This window comes from Nostoc sp. FACHB-280 (assembly GCF_014697615.1).
Classification (GTDB): domain Bacteria; phylum Cyanobacteriota; class Cyanobacteriia; order Cyanobacteriales; family Nostocaceae; genus Nostoc_B.
Window position 1 is genome coordinate 18,349 of record NZ_JACJSD010000033.1, and the last position, 16,207, is coordinate 34,555.

Consider the following 16,207-nt stretch of genomic DNA (forward strand, 5'->3'; position numbering starts at 1 on the left):
ATTTGCTGTAGATAACACTTAGTCCACATTGCCGCTTAAATGCTTTTATATACGGTATAAAAAAATTCAATGTTTATTTGGCTGATAAATAGGGAATTTTAAAACTAGTAGGTTATGACCTTGATGTTCCCTTTTATTACTTATGAAAAAGCCAAAGTCTCTGGATTTTAGCAAAGAGCAACAGAATAATTCTCCTTGGCCTATATGGTTTCCTTATCCCAGTTCTTGGCTAAAAGCGTTGATTTTAGCCATATTTTTACGAGTTATTATCTTTATAGTCGAAAAAGCTGGAATGGTAAGTTACCGTGTAACTTATTTAACCGGAAGTATAGAATTATTTGTTGTCCTCTATATATTAATCATTCTCTCTCCTATTCCAGTCATTGCTTTTACCCACCATTTTTTACATTTATTCCTTGGTTCTTTTCTTTCTCAAATTCAAGCTCCAGAAATAGGTAAACCAAGAGGTTTATTACCAGGATTAATGAGTTGGTGGGAAGGTTTGTACGGCTGGCTGGTGATTATTATTGCTGGTTTAACAGCATTTCTTTTGACTACTTTTTTTCTGCCTATATTTGATATTAGTTACAATCAACCTATCATTTACTATACGGAGTATCAAAGAACAATTATAGGAATATTCGGGATTTTTTATATTTCTATTTCTTCTGTAATATATCATGTCGAACACTTGGTTAAACTCAGATATATATCAGTTTATTCTCTCAATAAAGAAGCAATTAAAGATGAAAAAAGTACTGATTCAGAAATCAATATAGAGTTTAATAAATTACGAAATGAAATGGGAGTATACGCAACTTCATCCAAGATAAACCCTAAAACTGAGCCAAAATTCAATCAAGTCAACAAGCAAAAATTTTGGAATCTAAAGCAAAAAAAGTGGCTTTGGATATTAATTCCATCAATAATTGCAGCTTTATGTTTAATAATCAAATTACTAAATATTCAAAATAAGATTATATTGTCTACTTCCTCGAACAATCAATCACCAACTTTATCAATAACATCTCAGCCAACAACGACACCAGTTGATTCACAGTTGCCTATAGTATCACCTCAACCAGATAATTTTCGTGAGGCTGTGAATCAAGCGATTAGTGCTGCTAATCTGACGCAATCAGCTAAATCTCCAACAGAATGGCAAAACATTGTTAAACAATGGGAAACTGCTATATCGTTGATGCAATCAGTACCTTCATCTAGTCCGAATTATGCACTAGCACAGCAAAAGATTGTTGAATATCAGCGTAATCTTAGCTATGCTCAAAAAAATGTGACTAGTATTAAGTGATGCGATCGCAAAAAATGTAACTTGATTTTTATCTGAATATTTAATTCTTTAAATAACGTTGTGTAGCTTGCAATATCTTCAATTGCAATAGCTTTTCATCTCCTAGCTGCTGTGAAAACTTGGGTTTGATGGGGATGACGTTGAGAGTACGAATAATCTCAGTAGCAACAGCTTTGGCTAAGAGTGGGGGTACAGAATTACCGACTTGGCGAAAACCATGCCATTTAGTGACGTGAAATCGAAACCAGTCTGGGTAAGAATGGAGGCGTGCGGCTTCTCTGACGGTGATACAACGGGGTGTATGTGGATGAATTGGTCGGGGAGACGTGAAAGAACCCCTGTATCTATCTGTTCCGGCGCGTAAGGTATTGCAGACACCAGCCGGATGCAGTTTATGAAAACGGCTAATGGGTTCTCTTTCACCTTGGGGAGTTTCTTGAAAACGTTGAATGGTTGTGGGTGTGTGTTGAGTGCGGAAACTAGAAGAGAGAATGCGGGCATCGAATTGGCGATCGCAGCTATAATCATCTGCTAAATTATTAATACCGCGCAGTATCAAGGCATAATCACTAGGTTTGCCATAATCAGCAAATACCCAATCTTTTTCTAATAACTCTGCATAATTTTCTACTTCTGGGAGATCACCAATTGCATCCCACACTGTCGGACTCAGTGGTAAAGCATTTTGTGATGTTGACTGATTTGGCTTGGCTATTTGGGTAATTGGTTGGGGATACTTTGGTAAGTTGACATCTCCTCTCGCGCCTAACAGAAATAATCGCTCACGGGATTGTGGTACACCATAGTGAGCAGCATTCAGAATTTGATAATTTTCTTCTACTTGATAACCGTGAGTTTGAAACTCACTAATTAAACTTTTCAGAATTTGTTTGTGTTCGCCAACGGTTATACCGCGAACATTTTCCATCACAAAGTATTTCGGTTGTAGTTCTAACACCAACCGATGAAAGTGAAATACTAGAGAGTTGCGTGGGTCATCAAAAACCCGTTTCCCCATGAGGGAAAAGCCTTGACAGGGACTACCACAAATCACCGCATCAATTTCACGATTGCCAATTTTGGAACGTTTGCGAATTTCTTTTCCTGTAGTATCTTCTACGCTTTTACAAAAAACTGTACACCCCGGAAAGTTAAATTCGTGAGTGGCGCAGTGGATAGGATCAATTTCAACGGCAGCCAATACATCAAAGCCAGCTTGTTCAAAGCCAAGGGTCATACCACCTGCGCCTGCGAACAAATCAACTGCGATTGGTCGTCGTTTTCTCATTGAGTGCTGAGTGCTGAGTTAAAAGTGCTGAGTTAAAAATAGTTTGCTCGAAAATTTGCTGTATGAAATCGCGTCCCGCCTGGAACTTTAGTTCCAGGCTCATAGCCAAAGTCCACAAAGCGTGGACTGAAATGAACTTGTGGTTGAATCCTCCTAAGAGGACTTGCGCTATGAGACTCGGAATTGATTCCGAGGCGGAAAAGATGCACTCAACCCGGATTTGTGTGTACACCGTAGCTCCTACAAGGAGAGGGAGAGGTCTGTCGAATTCATATCTTCAAACTTCACACTTCAGACTTCATAATTTATACTTCATACTTCACACTTCAGTTAGCATTTGCAAAATTTCTTGAGCAGCGCGATCGCATACGCCAGTATCACCTAAACATTGTCGCATTTGGGCATAATCTGTCAATGTCTGCCGTCTGCGTTCAGGATTCAGCAGTATTTCCATTGCGGCTTGGGTAATATTCTCTGGTGTGGCTTGTTCTTGTAACAACTCTGGTACAATTTCCCGCATTACCACTAAGTTGACTGGGGAAGCAAAGGGAATGGAACCTTTAAGGATTTTCCGTGCAATCCACACTGTAACAGCATTGAGGCGATAAACTACAACTTGCGGCACGTTAAACAACGCCAGTTCTAAATTGACTGTGCCAGATTTAGTAATGGCGAAATCAGACGCAGCAAACACTTCTTTTTGTTGACCAGATACAATTGTGGCTCGCAAACCGTAACTTTGAATTGCTGACTCTATTGGTTGTTTAAAGCTTTCCAAAGATAAGGGAATCCAAAAGTGAGCTTCTGGTAACTTGGCTTGAATTGTCTGCGCTGCTTGAAAAATGACTGGTAAAAGATATTTTAGTTCTTGCTGACGAGAAGCGGGGAGAAGTGCGATCGCAATTTGTTCTGATGCGATTCCTAATTCAGCACGCGCCGCCTGACGATTAGGTACATTCTGCATCCGATCAATTAACGGATGTCCCACCCAACTGACATTTCCGCCATTTTCTTGATAATATCTGGCTTCTTCGGGGAATATTGCTAAGAGTTTGTCTGTAAAACCAACAATGCGAGAGGTATTTCGCAGACTCATTGACCACACCCACTCTTGTGGGGCAATGTAATAAACCACAGGCACATCTGGCAGATTTTGTCGCATATAAGTGCCAATGCCGAGGTTTGGCCCCATATAATCAATCAGCACCACTAAGTCTGGCGGGTTTTGCTTGAGATAGGCGATCGCTTTTCGTTGTACTAATAAAGTGGGTACAACATAAGGCAAAGATTCTAAAAGACCCATTGAGCCAATCCCACTGGTATTGCCCAAAATAGTTGCCCCCGCCTTTGCCATTTTTTCGCCACCGAGGGCGACAATTTCTAACGCCAACCCAGCAGCAGCAGCTTGGCGTTGCATTGCTGCAATTAACAGCGAACCTTGCAAATCGCCAGACACTTCGCCAGTGCTGATAAATATCCGCATTTTAATTAACAATTACTAAAAATTTTGCCATGAGAAATTAGAAGTTGAGTTAAAGAAGAATTCAGAATCTAGGAGTCAGAATTAATTCTGAATTCTTACTTGCTGAATTCACCCTAATTTCTCAGATATAACTTAAGAATCATCACTCGTGCCTGCTTTTCCTTTTCCTGGAATCAAGCCACGTCTTCCTGGCATTTGAGACAGGAGTATAAAGCGACGTAAATGCTGTAGTTCTTCTGTATCTCCTAGCTGTTCTAACTGTTCTAATGCTTCTTTAAAAGTCAAGTTAGAACGGTAGAGAATGCGGAAGGCTTTTTTGAGGGTTTGCAGGTCACTGGCTGACATTCCAGAACGCTTCAGCCCCACCAAATTCAGGGTTCTGACTCGTACCGGATTACCTTCTACTAGCATATATGGCGGTACATCCCGATCAATGCGAGACATCCCACCCACCATTGAGTGTCTACCAATATGGACAAATTGATGAACTCCCAAAACGCCGCCTAATCTGGCGCGAGACTCGATATGGACATGACCTGCTAAAGCTACCGAGTTGGGAATAATTACATGATCTTCAATGATGCAATTATGCGCCACATGCACATAAGCCATCAGCAAATTATTACTGCCGATGATTGTGGCTTCTCCTTCACCTGTGGCACGGTTAACGGTGACATACTCTCGAATTACATTGTCGTCACCGATTTTTACCCAGGTTGGTTCTCCTACAAATTTGAGATCCTGGGGTTCCATACCGATAGCTGCACCTGGAAAAATCTGATTTCGCGCCCCAATTTCGCAAGGCCCTTCTAGCACTACATGAGCGCCAATAATTGTTTCTGGGCCAACTTTGACATGCGCTCCAATCACAGCATAGGCACCAACTTGCACTGTAGGGTGGAGTTCCGCTTTAGGATGAACTACCGCCGTTGGATGAATAAGAGTCTTCAAGGGTGAATCTCCAGAACTGTCGTGAGAAACCAGTGCGTTAATCGCATCTGGTGTTGCTGAGTTGTAATAACTTCAGCAATCGAAAGTGTCGGGCAAAGCAAGTTAAGTGTGAGGGCAGCGAAAATCAAGAAATTTTCAAATACTGTGTGGACAGTTGTTAACCTGTTATGCTTGTTTAGGTTTGCGTCTAGGTACATCACGGTTGTACTAAGACACTCAAACAAGTTGTTAACCAACTAAAGAAAACATCAATTCGCCTTCAGCAGCGAGTTGTCCGTCAACTTCGGCCCGAGCTTGCATCTTCCCAAACCGACGTTGTTTGATACATAACAGTTCCACTGTCATAATCAGTTGATCTCCAGGGACAACTTGACGACGAAAGCGGGCTTTATCAATGCCAGCAAATACAAACAGTCCACCTGCATTGTATTCTGGTAGTTGTGTTAACACAATTCCACCGACTTGTGCCATTGCTTCGACAATTAGCACACCTGGCATGAGTGGTCTACCGGGGAAATGACCTTGAAATTGAGGTTCGTTAATAGTAACATTTTTAACGCCTACAGCCACTTTTCCTGGTACATAGTCAATAATTTTGTCTACCAGTAGAAATGGATAGCGATGGGGGAGCAACTGCTGAATTTCTTCGGATGTGAAGGTTTTTTTCACTTCCGGTGCAGTTGGAGTTTGGGTGATATCAGATGAGGATGCGATCGCATCGCTACTATTTACTTCTGCAAGAATTGACGACATTGGCAGTTTGTGTGACTTTGACTGTGGAAATTAAATGTGGAATGGCGTTGAAACCCCTCAGATTTTGTCAGTGGGATTTTGCTGTGCCGCTAAAATCCTTTCGGCGAGTTGAATATGTAAATTGTGGCTGGCTTTATACGCTAAGAAATGAGCTTGGGGAAAAATTCCCAATAAACTCAAATCTCCTACTAAGTCCAACATCTTATGACGGACTGGCTCATTTGCAAATCTTAATGGCGGATTTAACCATCCTTCAGAGCCGCAAACGAGTGCATTGTCTAAGCTGCCGCCTTTAATTAATCCAGCCTTTTGTAAGTATTCTATTTGATGTAATAAACCAAAAGTACGCGCAGGTGCAATTTCTGCCGCAAAGCTAACAGCAGCCTCGCCCACATCAGCCGCTAATAACCAACTGTGCCATTGATTGCCAATTGGAGGTAAATCAAAATCAATCCCATAACTAAAGCGGGTTTCTGCGGACGGGATAGCACAGACAAAGGCATCGTTTTGATAAATCCAGATTGGTTCTGCAAGAACCCATTGCTCTGAGTTGTCATCTGCTGTTTGCGGTTGTAAGCCAACTTGAGCAACACTAGCAGCCCAAATTTGGGCTGAACCATCCAATAGCGGCACTTCTGGCCCGTCAATTTCAATCCGGGCATTATTCACACCCATACTTGACAAAGTTGCCAATAAATGCTCGACTGTGCGGACAGATGCGGCACCTTTACCCAATTGAGTAGACAGTACAGTTTCATTGACTGCGGCAATTTGGGCAGGAATAATTGGCAAATCTGGCAAATCTACCCGCACAAAATAGCGCCCGCAATTGGCTGGGGCTGGTAATATCCGCACATTGGTAGTAATACCGCTATGCAGTCCGACTCCTGTTTGGCAGATTTCCCCGGCGATGGTGTGCTGTTGCATCGGCGAAAATTTAATACACCTTAATAAATAGTCAAGGGTCGAGGGTCAAAGAGTCAATAGTTCTTTGTCATTAGTCCTTGGTCATTTGTGAAGTTGTAGTGATGAACAAAGCACAAAAGACGAAGGACTAATGACTCTTGACAAATTTAGAACCTTTCCCCAATGCCAAAGTTGATGCGGCTATCACCATCATCGTTGATACCGTAGTCGATGCGAATTGGCCCCAAGGGTGATTGCACGCGCACACCCAAACCATAACCATAGCCAGTACCGTTTTTGTTGAGAACATCCGCCGCCCTAGTATTGGTGCCTAAGTCAGTACCAAAATCGACAAAGGCTGCACCGCTCACGATGGAAAATACAGGGAAGCGATACTCTAAAGTTGCTTGCACGTAACTACGACTGCTGGCTAGTGTTCCTTCTTCATAACCACGTACAGAGTTACTGCCGCCTAGAGTAAAAGCTTCGTAAGGAGGCAAATCACCGAGGATAGTACCGCCTTGAATATTAAAGGCGAGAGTTTGTGCGCCTTTGGAAAAGTTCAGGAGTTTCACGGGGATGTATTGGCTATAGCTACCCCGTAGTCTAGTGAGTAAAATATTACCTTCACCTATTGGTAATGATTGGTCAACTCCGAAGCGCAGGAACGAGCCACTCGTGGGTTGTAGGGCATTGTTACGACGATCGCGCTGTGTACCTAGTTGTAATAGTACTAAGTCGTCTTGACCTGTACCAGAGAAGCTTAACGGAATTAACTCTCCGGGTTGGCCATTGTTGTAAACTGTACCAAATCTTCTGAGATTACCATCAGCATCACGGGTGGAAACGCGTTGATATTGCAACCCGGCTGAGGCAGTCCATTCGGCGCGTTCGTAGGGATTATTGGACAACGGACGGGTAAAGGTAACGCCTCCACCTAAACGTAAAACACGGGGGCGATCGCCTTCTGTTTCCCCAGTTTTAAAAGTTTCCACGTTATCATCTGTGCCTTCATATACCAAGGAAATTGAACTGCGGCGGAAAATATTGGCTGTGTAGGAGGTGCGGTAAGGATCACCAGCAATCCAGGGGTCGGTATAGCGTAAATCAAACAATAATTCCCTGGTTCCTACCTGGACTTCTGCACCTAATTTTTGGTTTCTGCCGTTGAGGTTTTGCTGTTGATAGCTGACTGTACCAAATAATCCACTGGCAGAACTAATACCAGCACCTGCTGCGATCGAACCACTACTGCGTTCGGCAACATTAATTACTACATCAACTTTACTGGGGTCAGTACCAGGGTCTAAAGAAACATTCACATCTTCAAATAATCCTAGTCCATATACCCGTTGTAGGTCTTTTTGGACTGTATTTCGGTTAAATACCTGTCCTGGCTTTAACTCCACTTCCCGTGTAATAATATACTCCTGTGTCCGTCCACGAATTGGTCTACCTTGGTCGTCGGTTTCTTGACCTTCTTTATTGCGGAACCGGACTTTAATATTTTCGACGACACCTTCAGCGACTTGTAGCGTTACAACTCCATTTTCGGAAACTTGGGGCGCACCAATCACATTGGCTAACACATAACCTTGGTCTTGATAACGTTTAGTTAAGGTTTTGATCCCTTCTTGCAAGTCGCGTAGGTTGAGGATTTTACCATACTGATCTTTAAAAACTTCATCTGCCGTGCTTGCTGGCAGAACCGAAGCAACACCAGTACCAGGATTAGCTTCGACTTGCACTTTTGTCAGTACAGGGTTGGGCTGGACAATAAAGCTAACTCGTACGCCCAAGGGTGTATCTTCTGGTACAGCTTGGACGTTGGAAAAGAAACCTGTACCAAAAATCGAATTAATATCTTCTTGTAGTTGGGTGCGGGTAGTTGTCCGCCCTGGTTGAGTCCGAATGACCTGATAAACTTTATCTTCTAATTCTGGTGGTAATTGTCCTGTTTGGGGTCTGATGACTACTTCTGATACCAATACCCTTGGTTCGGTTGATTCGGTAGCGCCATTTGGTTGGGTATTCCCTGGAGATGTGGGAAAAGCCGGTTCTATGGTGGGGGGTGTGGTATTTTCCGGCTGAGGATTCTGGGGAAATGCCGGTTCTATGGTTGGTGGGGTGGTATTTTCCGGCTGAGGATTCTGGGGAAATGCCGGTTCTATGGTGGGAGGTGTGATATTTTCCGGCTGGGGATTCTGGGGAGATGTCGGTTCTATGGCTGGTGGGGTGGTATTTTCTGGAGATGTCGGTTGTGTCGCTGGAGTGGAATTATCAGGAATGGTGTTGGGCTGTTGAGTATCAGAATTGGGGATTGTTTCTGGCGTTTGGGCAATTGTTGGGACTATTACCTGTGATTTTGCATCTGGTTGTGTTGGCAAAATTGTCACAGATTTTGGTTGAGTATCTTTGAGTACCTTAGCTTCTGGGGAAGCGATCGCAGTTGGTAAACTTTCCCTCGCTGAACTTTGCCCTGCGTCCTTCTCTTGTGGCTGCTTTGTAGCGGGTTTTAAAATTTTCGCTGTGGGTTGTAAATCTTCAGCAGTTTGGGCATTCGCTCTAAAAGAACCACTTAATGGCGCTGCAATTGCTACAGCTGCTACTAATATAGGAGATAAACGCATTATATATTCCTCTTCACTTCCGCACACAATCACACACTAGTTATTAGTCATTAGTCGTTGGTCATTCGTCCTTTGTCAAGACCAATGACCAATGACAAGGTACATCAGTTTAATTTTTACTGTCTACTGTTTGCAGCACTCGCTGTAAAACCTCTTGGTACGCATCTTCTACATTGCCTAAATCTCGGCGGAAGCGGTCTTTGTCCAGGACGCGACGGTTGGGGTCAGTTTCTGTAGTGTCCCACAAACGACAGGTATCTGGACTAATCTCATCTGCCAGGAGTATTTGCTGTTGTGTATCTAAGCCGAATTCTAGTTTGAAGTCTACTAAGGTAATGCCACATTGCTGCCAAAAGTTCTGTAGAAACTCGTTGATTTGCAATGCTAGATTCTTAATTACGTCTACTTGTTCCTCTGTAGCTAATTCCATTAAGAGTAGGCGATCGCGCGTCAACAACGGGTCTCCTAATTGATCATTTTTGTAATAAAACTCTACCAAAGGCTGTTTTAAAACTGTACCCACTGGTAAACCTGTTTGTTGACTCAGGCTACCAGCCGCAATATTTCTCACAACTACTTCTATGGGTAAAATTTTTACTGCTTTCACCCGCATTTGATTGGGTGCTGGGCTATCAATAAAGTGGGTTTTAACCCCTTGGGCTTCCAACTGTTTAAATAACTGGCTTGAAATACTACAGTTAATTTTTCCCTTACCGATGATACTGCCACGCTTTTGGGCGTTAAACGCAGTCGCATCATCTTTAAAATCAGCCAGCAATATTTCTGGATTATCAGTTGTATAGAGTATTTTTGCTTTGCCTTCGTAGAGTTTGGAATGAACAGACATGGTAGGAGGTAAACTTTTCAGCAATGGGAGACTTGTGTCCTTTCGGGCTTAACCATTTTATCTTTAGTTAACAAAGATTCGCTAATTAATCATCAGTGCATAATCAAAAAATGAAACATATATCAGATTCTTCTTAAATTGCGGAAAACAACAGCACACACGAAAAATGCTCTGTCTTACTCTCTACTCCCCGTCTGCACAAATACCGCAAAATTCGGCAGCCACAAGCCATAATCTCGAATGAGAATAAACTCTCTTCTAGCTTTGAGAACTAAATTCTGTACTTCATTGACTAACAAGCTGCTGTCAATTCATCAATTATGAAATGAGTTTTCAGGGTTTTCAACAGTAGCCTGATATCAAACTTGCTGGGTATTATCCGTAAATCTTGTGACTGTAAAACAACCACCTAAATTTGGGTTCTATCGGTTATTTTGCGTAACAAAAGCTGCCGTTGGTAAATTGAATTTTACTGGTCAGTAGCAAGTTATAGTAAAGATTAATTACTTAATGCTAAACCTCAGATATATAATATATAACCTCTAGTAGAGGTAAATTTCCCAGGAAATTATTACAATCTGACTGTAGATTTTTTTACTCAAAAACTGATTTTTTCTCTCTAAACTATATAGTATAAACTATGACTAAGTAAATAGTCATTGAAAATTGTGATTGGTATTTAATACTAGAGAATGTCAATTAGTAATTGGCAGAAGGTTACACTATTAGCAATTACTGCACAACAAACGATAAATGCCGATCAAGCCTTTTTGCTTTTAGCCGCAAGATATATAAATCCTACTTAATTTCTCAACTATCTGTTGAGGTAGAAGCAAGAGAGTGGATTTGTTGGTAATTCATTAAAGACTTGCTATAAGTGCATAACTCATGGCTTGAGTTCAGATATTAAAACAATAACTGAGTTTAACAAGTGGAGCAAAAGATAGTGAACAAAGATGATTTTATTTACCCTCAAGGCCGCTATTATGGTCAAGTTAAACCAGAAAACTTAGTATTTAATTCTAATCTTCAGGAATTTGCGAATAAAGTTAGTTATGTTTGTAGCTTAGAAACAGGTGGAAAAATCCCGCCAGAAGATGCGTACGAACAAATAAAAGCTTTGTGGAAGCAGCTAAAACAAAGTAAAAAACAGCTAAGAATTGGTGAGAATCTTTTTAGAGATGAAGGGGGAGAGGCTGAAGAATGATATCGTGTTTAGTCAAATACTTATCATTAAGACAGACAGGAAAAAATTTGGGTATTATTTGCTGACAATTGTCCAAACACCATCCCAGGAATCTGGCGGTGGTGTTTTGTGATAATTTTGGGCGCGTTCTAAATGAATTTCTACGGCTTGGTCTTTGGGACGGAGGTGTTTTGCGGCGGTAAAACTAGCGATCGCTCCGACAAAATCCTTTGCTAAATAAGCAGCCCGGCCGTTATGATAATGAAACAAAAATTCTTGGGTATCAGCATCTAAAGGTGTATTGCGATCGCCAATTAACTCATAAATATTCACAGCTTGGTTTTTACCTTTAACCCGAATTTTATCTAACTCCCGCACCCAAATGCGATCGCTGCAAAGTTGGTAGGTAAATTCGCTCAAAATAATATCACAGCCATATTCTTTTGTGACGGCTTCTAAACGGGCGCTTAAGTTTACACTATCACCAATCACAGTGTAATCCATGCGTTTGTGAGAGCCAATATTACCAGAAACAACTTCCCCAGAACTGATCCCAATCCCGATGCGAATTTGGGGTTGTTCCTGAATAATTCGCCGTTGGTTAAATTCTTGCAGACGTTGGCGCATATCTAACGCTGATTGTACCGCCTGCCAAGCATGGTTTTCTGTGATTGGTAAAGGCGCACCAAACACAGCCATTAAAGCATCACCAATAAATTTATCTAAAGTACCTTCATAATTAAAAACTGCTTCCACCATTGTTTCAAAATACTGGTTCAACAGCGATACAACTTCGGCTGCGCCCAAATTTTCCGTCAAAGTGGTGTAGCCACGAATATCAGAAAATAAGACAGTCACATCCTTGCGTTCACCCACCATCAAAGCATCTTCACCCAAAGCCATGACTTGTTCGGCGACATGGGGAGTCAGGTAACGATACATTGTGGTTTTTAGGCGTTTTTCTTGGCTAATGTCTTCTAAAACCACCAAACCACCTCTCACTCCCCCTTCTGGGTTGGTTAGGGGATTCACAGTTAAATTAATACTGCGTTCTAACTGTGCTATTTGATTAGCGGGGATTAATTGGGATGGAGGAGTTAACAGTAAATTCCAAGGAATGAAAAAATCGGGGTTATTGCGATCGCGGACTGTTAAAATCAACTGGTGAGTTGTGCCAGTTTGCAAAGCTGAGTCTTGATTCTCACTATTTACTCGCCCGTCTAAAGTCAGTGCTTGATATAGCCCCACCATTAAACTTTGTTCTGGAACATAATGTCTAGCGCCCGATGTCAAACTGTCTTCTAAGCGCATTTGCAAATTTTCAATTGGTACTACTTCCCAAACAAAGCGACCGATTAAATTTTGCTCCCATAATAATTTATTGCTTTTGTTATTAACCTCCCCTAAAGGACAACCTAATAACTCTAAAGCAGCATCATTAATGGTGACAATTCTTCCAATCATATCAGTCGAAATTACAGCATCAGATAGACTTTGCAAAATGTCTTTTTGATACTGTTTTTCTAGCAGGACATTTTCAAACAGTCGCGCATTTTCTAATGCTATGCCTGCTTGAATATTAAAAGCTCGCATAAACTCTTCATCAGAGGCGCTAAAACTGCCTTTTTGTTTATTAATTAGCTGCGTTACACCAATTAATTCATTAGCTGAATTAAACACTGGCAAACATAAAATATTCCGCGTTACATAGCCAGTTTTTCTATCTGTACTGGGGTCAAAACGTGGGTCTTTATAAGCATCAGGAATATTTAATGCGTCTCCTGTCGAGGCTACATAACCAGCAATTCCCCGATTTGCCGGCATCCGAATTTCAAGAAAGTCTGTGGGCGATGCTGCGGCTGCGACTTTTGTCCAAAGTTCGCCCATTTCTTTGCGATACAAAAACAGGGTACTCCGGTCTGCTTGCATCAAAATTCGCGCTTGTTCCATGACTATTTGCAAAGTTGCTTCTAAGTCTAAACTCTGCCCTAATGTTTGAGTCGCCCTTAATAATGCTGTTGCACCTCGTTGATTGCGGGCTGCTACATAAAAAGATTGACAAGTTTCTAAAATAATCCCAATAGAAGCAGCAAAATCTCGGAATGATTCTTCATCTTCATGATTAAAAGGCACATCACCTTCTTTATTGGCCAGTTGCACAACAGCAACAGTTTGACTTTTACTACTAACAACAGGCATACATAAAATATTGCGAATTTTATAGCCCATTTGTTTTTCTAAATCTGGACTAAACAAAGGATGCGTTGCAGTTTCCGCAATGTTCAAATATTGGGCTGTACTCGCTACATGCCCAGGAATGCCAACATTAATTGGGGTTCTAATTTCTAAGAATTTTTGACTATTATCTTGGGGAACTTTTGACCAGAGTTGACCTTTATCATAGTCAACTAAAAAAATTGCTGTGTGTTCAGCTTGGAGAATTTGACCAATTTTTAAAGTAATGGCTTCTAGTACCTTCTCCAACATTGTTTCTAGAGCTTCATTATTAATTAATTCAATGGCTCTGAGAAATTGTTGGAACTCAGCCGTTATAAAATCAAGTAGACAGACAAATTCGTTAACAGAAAGGTCTTTGACACGACGTAGTAAGGCGTGGGTGCGATTAACTTGTGTGAGTTCAGTTAATGTAGCCAAGACGCTACCAGGGTTGGGAAGAGTCATGGAATTTTAGATTTTAGATTTTAGATTTTAGATTTAAAGCTGAGATTGTGCTTTTATCTATCGTTAATCGTTCCGAAAATTGTGGAGCAGCAATGCCCCACAATTCCCATCCTTAATTTAAACTGCTGCTGTTGGCTGTTTGACTGAGACTATTTTGTGATAGTAATCTTGCAACTGGCGTGTGGCTGCTGCCCACCCCCATTTTTCTGCTTCTTTACGAGCATTTTGACGAATGATATCTCGTTCTTGCTGATTTTCCAAGAGGCGAATTGTCGCAGAAATCGCATCTTGAATGTCTGCTTTGGGGTTAAAAAGATATCCATTCACACCATCTGTAACAATATCAGGGATGCCGCCAGAACGGGCAGCCACCACCGGACAACCAGCGGCCATTGCTTCTAATAAGACTAACCCCAAAGTTTCTGTGCGGGAAGGGAAAATAAAAGCATCAGCACTCGCAAAAGCAGAACCTAACTCACGTCCCATGAGATAACCAACAAAATGGGTGTTGGTTCCAGCAAAGTGTTTTTCTAGGGCTTGGCGATGGGGGCCATCTCCCACTAAAGCTAATCGCGCTTGGGGAATTGCTTCTAAGATTGGTTTAATGCGTTCAATTTCTTTTTCGGCAGATAAGCGACCAACATACAACAATAAGGGACTTTCGGGATGGTTTTGGGAAAGGTGCGATCGCATCTCTAAACTGGCTAAATTAGGATGAAATAATTCTGTATCTACGCCCCTCTGCCACAAGTCTACTCTTTCAATGCCATGTGATGACAATTCCTCCATCATGGCTGTCGAGGTACAAAGATTCAACAATGCTTGATTATGAGCGCCTTTGAGCAATTCCCACAACAAGCCTTCTAACATTCCTAAGCCGTAATGCTGGAGATATTGCGGTAAATGGGTATGGTAAGAAGCGACTAAGGGTATTTTTAAAACTTTGCTATAAAAAATGCCTGATAATCCTAACACAGCAGGGTTTACAACGTGAATCACATCTGGCTGGAATTCTTCTAAAGCATAACCAATGGCTGGGCGGGGTAGTGCCATTTTTAACTCTGGGTACAGAGGCAAAGGAAAGCCACTAACGCCGTAAACTTTCGCTCCTTTATGTTCCGTGATTCCACCCTCTGGGGCAATCACTAAAACTTGATTTCCATCACGCTGTAGATGGTCAACTGTATGGCGTAGACGTGTAACTATGCCATCTACTTTCGGCAAAAAGGTTTCGGTGAATAGGGCTATTCTCATACAAAAATTATTCAGTCCACGCAGGTAATCTCAACTGCTGTTGAATTTCAGGTTCTACAACAGAGTAAACTGTTTCTCGTAGCGGAATCAATTGTGTATGGTGAGAAATATTGAGTGCTGCGTAATGGCGTAGCAACTTTTGGGTTTTGTCTGGGAAGCCAACTAGAAGATTAGGCGATCGCGCTTCTTGCCTAAAGAAACCAAAATACAATTCTTACCTTGTCTGGATCGCCTAACTTTGTCAATTCTTCGATGAAATCTTCTAAACAAGTTTCGTAATCCAGGTTTACAAATTCTCGGCAACTACTTCTCCATGACACCCACACGGTGTCAGGTTGTTGCCTGTGGTAAATAGATGCCCCTGGTGGAAAGGTTTCCGGGAATGGACAATGCTCATCGAAAAGAGAGGCATAGGTTTTATTGACACAGGCTCGATACGTTACATTCTTATCATCCCAACCATAATCGACGATTTCTCTGAGCAGCAACCAAGAGCGTGCAAATCCTGTACCATACTTATCAAAATAAGTTTTGTAGAAAACATTCATGTCATCGGGAAAATTTCGTGGCTTTGCAATAGGTTCTGCTATACCTATGACGCTTCCGTGATAAACACCTCCAAGCATTACAAACAATCGATATGGGGTACAGCGAAGATCAACTGGATCGATAGGAACTTTTTTGCCCCTCGAATATTGAGTAGCAGCAGGTTCGGGTATTGGTTCCCACTCATTGTTCCTCCGAATCTCAGCGTAGATATATATGTCTACTCCCATACCTTTAAGCTTGAAACTACTATTTTCACCAAGAACTCAGCCGCATAACTACTTATTATACGAAAATTTCCTGTATAATCTTTTTCTCAATCCTAATATACCAAGCATTAAAACTACCTTCTGTCTCAATATACGGAAA

Annotated in this window: 13 protein-coding genes; 2 read left to right on the plus strand and 11 right to left on the minus strand. The window is 41.6% G+C overall.

Features of this window, described 5'->3' with window-relative positions:
* The first annotated feature begins 142 nt into the window (after nt 1-142).
* Nucleotides 143-1,312, plus strand: coding sequence for a hypothetical protein (locus H6G75_RS21840; protein WP_190982089.1), 1,170 nt, complete (start codon nt 143-145; stop codon nt 1,310-1,312).
* A gap of 40 nt (nt 1,313-1,352) precedes the next feature.
* Here H6G75_RS21840 and H6G75_RS21845 read toward each other — a convergent pair whose 3' ends face one another.
* The 7 genes from H6G75_RS21845 to purC form a co-directional block, all read right to left on the minus strand.
* Nucleotides 1,353-2,600, minus strand: coding sequence for a DNA cytosine methyltransferase (locus H6G75_RS21845; RefSeq protein WP_190982090.1), 1,248 nt, complete (start codon nt 2,598-2,600; stop codon nt 1,353-1,355).
* A 319-nt stretch (nt 2,601-2,919) separates the two neighbouring features.
* Complete coding sequence (gene lpxB, locus H6G75_RS21850; RefSeq protein ID WP_190982091.1) at nt 2,920-4,083, minus strand: lipid-A-disaccharide synthase; 1,164 nt, start codon at nt 4,081-4,083, stop codon at nt 2,920-2,922.
* A 132-nt stretch (nt 4,084-4,215) separates the two neighbouring features.
* The gene (lpxA, locus tag H6G75_RS21855) at nt 4,216-5,034 is read right to left on the minus strand and encodes an acyl-ACP--UDP-N-acetylglucosamine O-acyltransferase (RefSeq protein ID WP_190982092.1); all 819 of its coding nucleotides are present in this window, start codon (nt 5,032-5,034) and stop codon (nt 4,216-4,218) included.
* Nucleotides 5,035-5,262: 228 nt separating this feature from the next.
* On the minus strand, nt 5,263-5,787 hold the full coding sequence (gene fabZ, locus H6G75_RS21860; protein ID WP_190982093.1) for a 3-hydroxyacyl-ACP dehydratase FabZ: 525 nt from the start codon (nt 5,785-5,787) through the stop codon (nt 5,263-5,265).
* A 57-nt stretch (nt 5,788-5,844) separates the two neighbouring features.
* On the minus strand, nt 5,845-6,714 hold the full coding sequence (gene lpxC / locus H6G75_RS21865) for a UDP-3-O-acyl-N-acetylglucosamine deacetylase (RefSeq protein WP_190982094.1): 870 nt from the start codon (nt 6,712-6,714) through the stop codon (nt 5,845-5,847).
* A gap of 146 nt (nt 6,715-6,860) precedes the next feature.
* Nucleotides 6,861-9,323 carry a BamA/TamA family outer membrane protein gene (locus tag H6G75_RS21870; protein ID WP_190982095.1) on the minus strand — a complete coding sequence of 821 codons (2,463 nt, stop codon included), beginning with the start codon at nt 9,321-9,323 and terminating at the stop codon, nt 6,861-6,863.
* Nucleotides 9,324-9,432: 109 nt separating this feature from the next.
* The gene (gene purC, locus H6G75_RS21875; protein ID WP_190982096.1) at nt 9,433-10,170 is read right to left on the minus strand and encodes a phosphoribosylaminoimidazolesuccinocarboxamide synthase; all 738 of its coding nucleotides are present in this window, start codon (nt 10,168-10,170) and stop codon (nt 9,433-9,435) included.
* A 943-nt stretch (nt 10,171-11,113) separates the two neighbouring features.
* Between purC and H6G75_RS21880 the strand changes: the two genes are divergently transcribed.
* On the plus strand, nt 11,114-11,377 hold the full coding sequence (locus H6G75_RS21880; protein WP_397332498.1) for a hypothetical protein: 264 nt from the start codon (nt 11,114-11,116) through the stop codon (nt 11,375-11,377).
* 54 nt (nt 11,378-11,431) lie between these two features.
* Here H6G75_RS21880 and H6G75_RS21885 read toward each other — a convergent pair whose 3' ends face one another.
* From H6G75_RS21885 to H6G75_RS21900, 4 genes are all read right to left on the minus strand, one after another.
* Nucleotides 11,432-14,038 carry a GAF domain-containing protein gene (locus H6G75_RS21885; RefSeq protein ID WP_190982098.1) on the minus strand — a complete coding sequence of 869 codons (2,607 nt, stop codon included), beginning with the start codon at nt 14,036-14,038 and terminating at the stop codon, nt 11,432-11,434.
* 117 nt (nt 14,039-14,155) lie between these two features.
* On the minus strand, nt 14,156-15,292 hold the full coding sequence (locus H6G75_RS21890) for a glycosyltransferase family 1 protein (protein ID WP_190982099.1): 1,137 nt from the start codon (nt 15,290-15,292) through the stop codon (nt 14,156-14,158).
* 7 nt (nt 15,293-15,299) lie between these two features.
* Entirely contained in the window at nt 15,300-15,503 is a 204-nt protein-coding gene (locus tag H6G75_RS21895) for a hypothetical protein (protein ID WP_190982100.1), read from the minus strand.
* Entirely contained in the window at nt 15,484-16,068 is a 585-nt protein-coding gene (locus H6G75_RS21900; protein WP_190982101.1) for a hypothetical protein, read from the minus strand. The genes H6G75_RS21895 and H6G75_RS21900 overlap by 20 nt, the downstream gene beginning before the upstream one ends.
* Nucleotides 16,069-16,207: the final 139 nt, after the last annotated feature.

Bases quoted from the DNA above. Each gene is read 5' to 3' on its own strand.
- H6G75_RS21840 (WP_190982089.1), top strand. From the start codon at position 143: ATGAAAAAGCCAAAGTCTCTGGATTTTAGCAAAGAGCAACAGAATAAT.
- H6G75_RS21845 (WP_190982090.1), bottom strand. From the start codon at position 2,600: ATGAGAAAACGACGACCAATCGCAGTTGATTTGTTCGCAGGCGCAGGT.
- lpxB (WP_190982091.1), bottom strand. From the start codon at position 4,083: ATGCGGATATTTATCAGCACTGGCGAAGTGTCTGGCGATTTGCAAGGT.
- fabZ (WP_190982093.1), bottom strand. From the start codon at position 5,787: ATGTCGTCAATTCTTGCAGAAGTAAATAGTAGCGATGCGATCGCATCC.
- lpxC (WP_190982094.1), bottom strand. From the start codon at position 6,714: ATGCAACAGCACACCATCGCCGGGGAAATCTGCCAAACAGGAGTCGGA.
- H6G75_RS21870 (WP_190982095.1), bottom strand. From the start codon at position 9,323: ATGCGTTTATCTCCTATATTAGTAGCAGCTGTAGCAATTGCAGCGCCA.
- purC (WP_190982096.1), bottom strand. From the start codon at position 10,170: ATGTCTGTTCATTCCAAACTCTACGAAGGCAAAGCAAAAATACTCTAT.
- H6G75_RS21885 (WP_190982098.1), bottom strand. From the start codon at position 14,038: ATGACTCTTCCCAACCCTGGTAGCGTCTTGGCTACATTAACTGAACTC.
- H6G75_RS21890 (WP_190982099.1), bottom strand. From the start codon at position 15,292: ATGAGAATAGCCCTATTCACCGAAACCTTTTTGCCGAAAGTAGATGGC.
- H6G75_RS21900 (WP_190982101.1), bottom strand. From the start codon at position 16,068: ATGGGAGTAGACATATATATCTACGCTGAGATTCGGAGGAACAATGAG.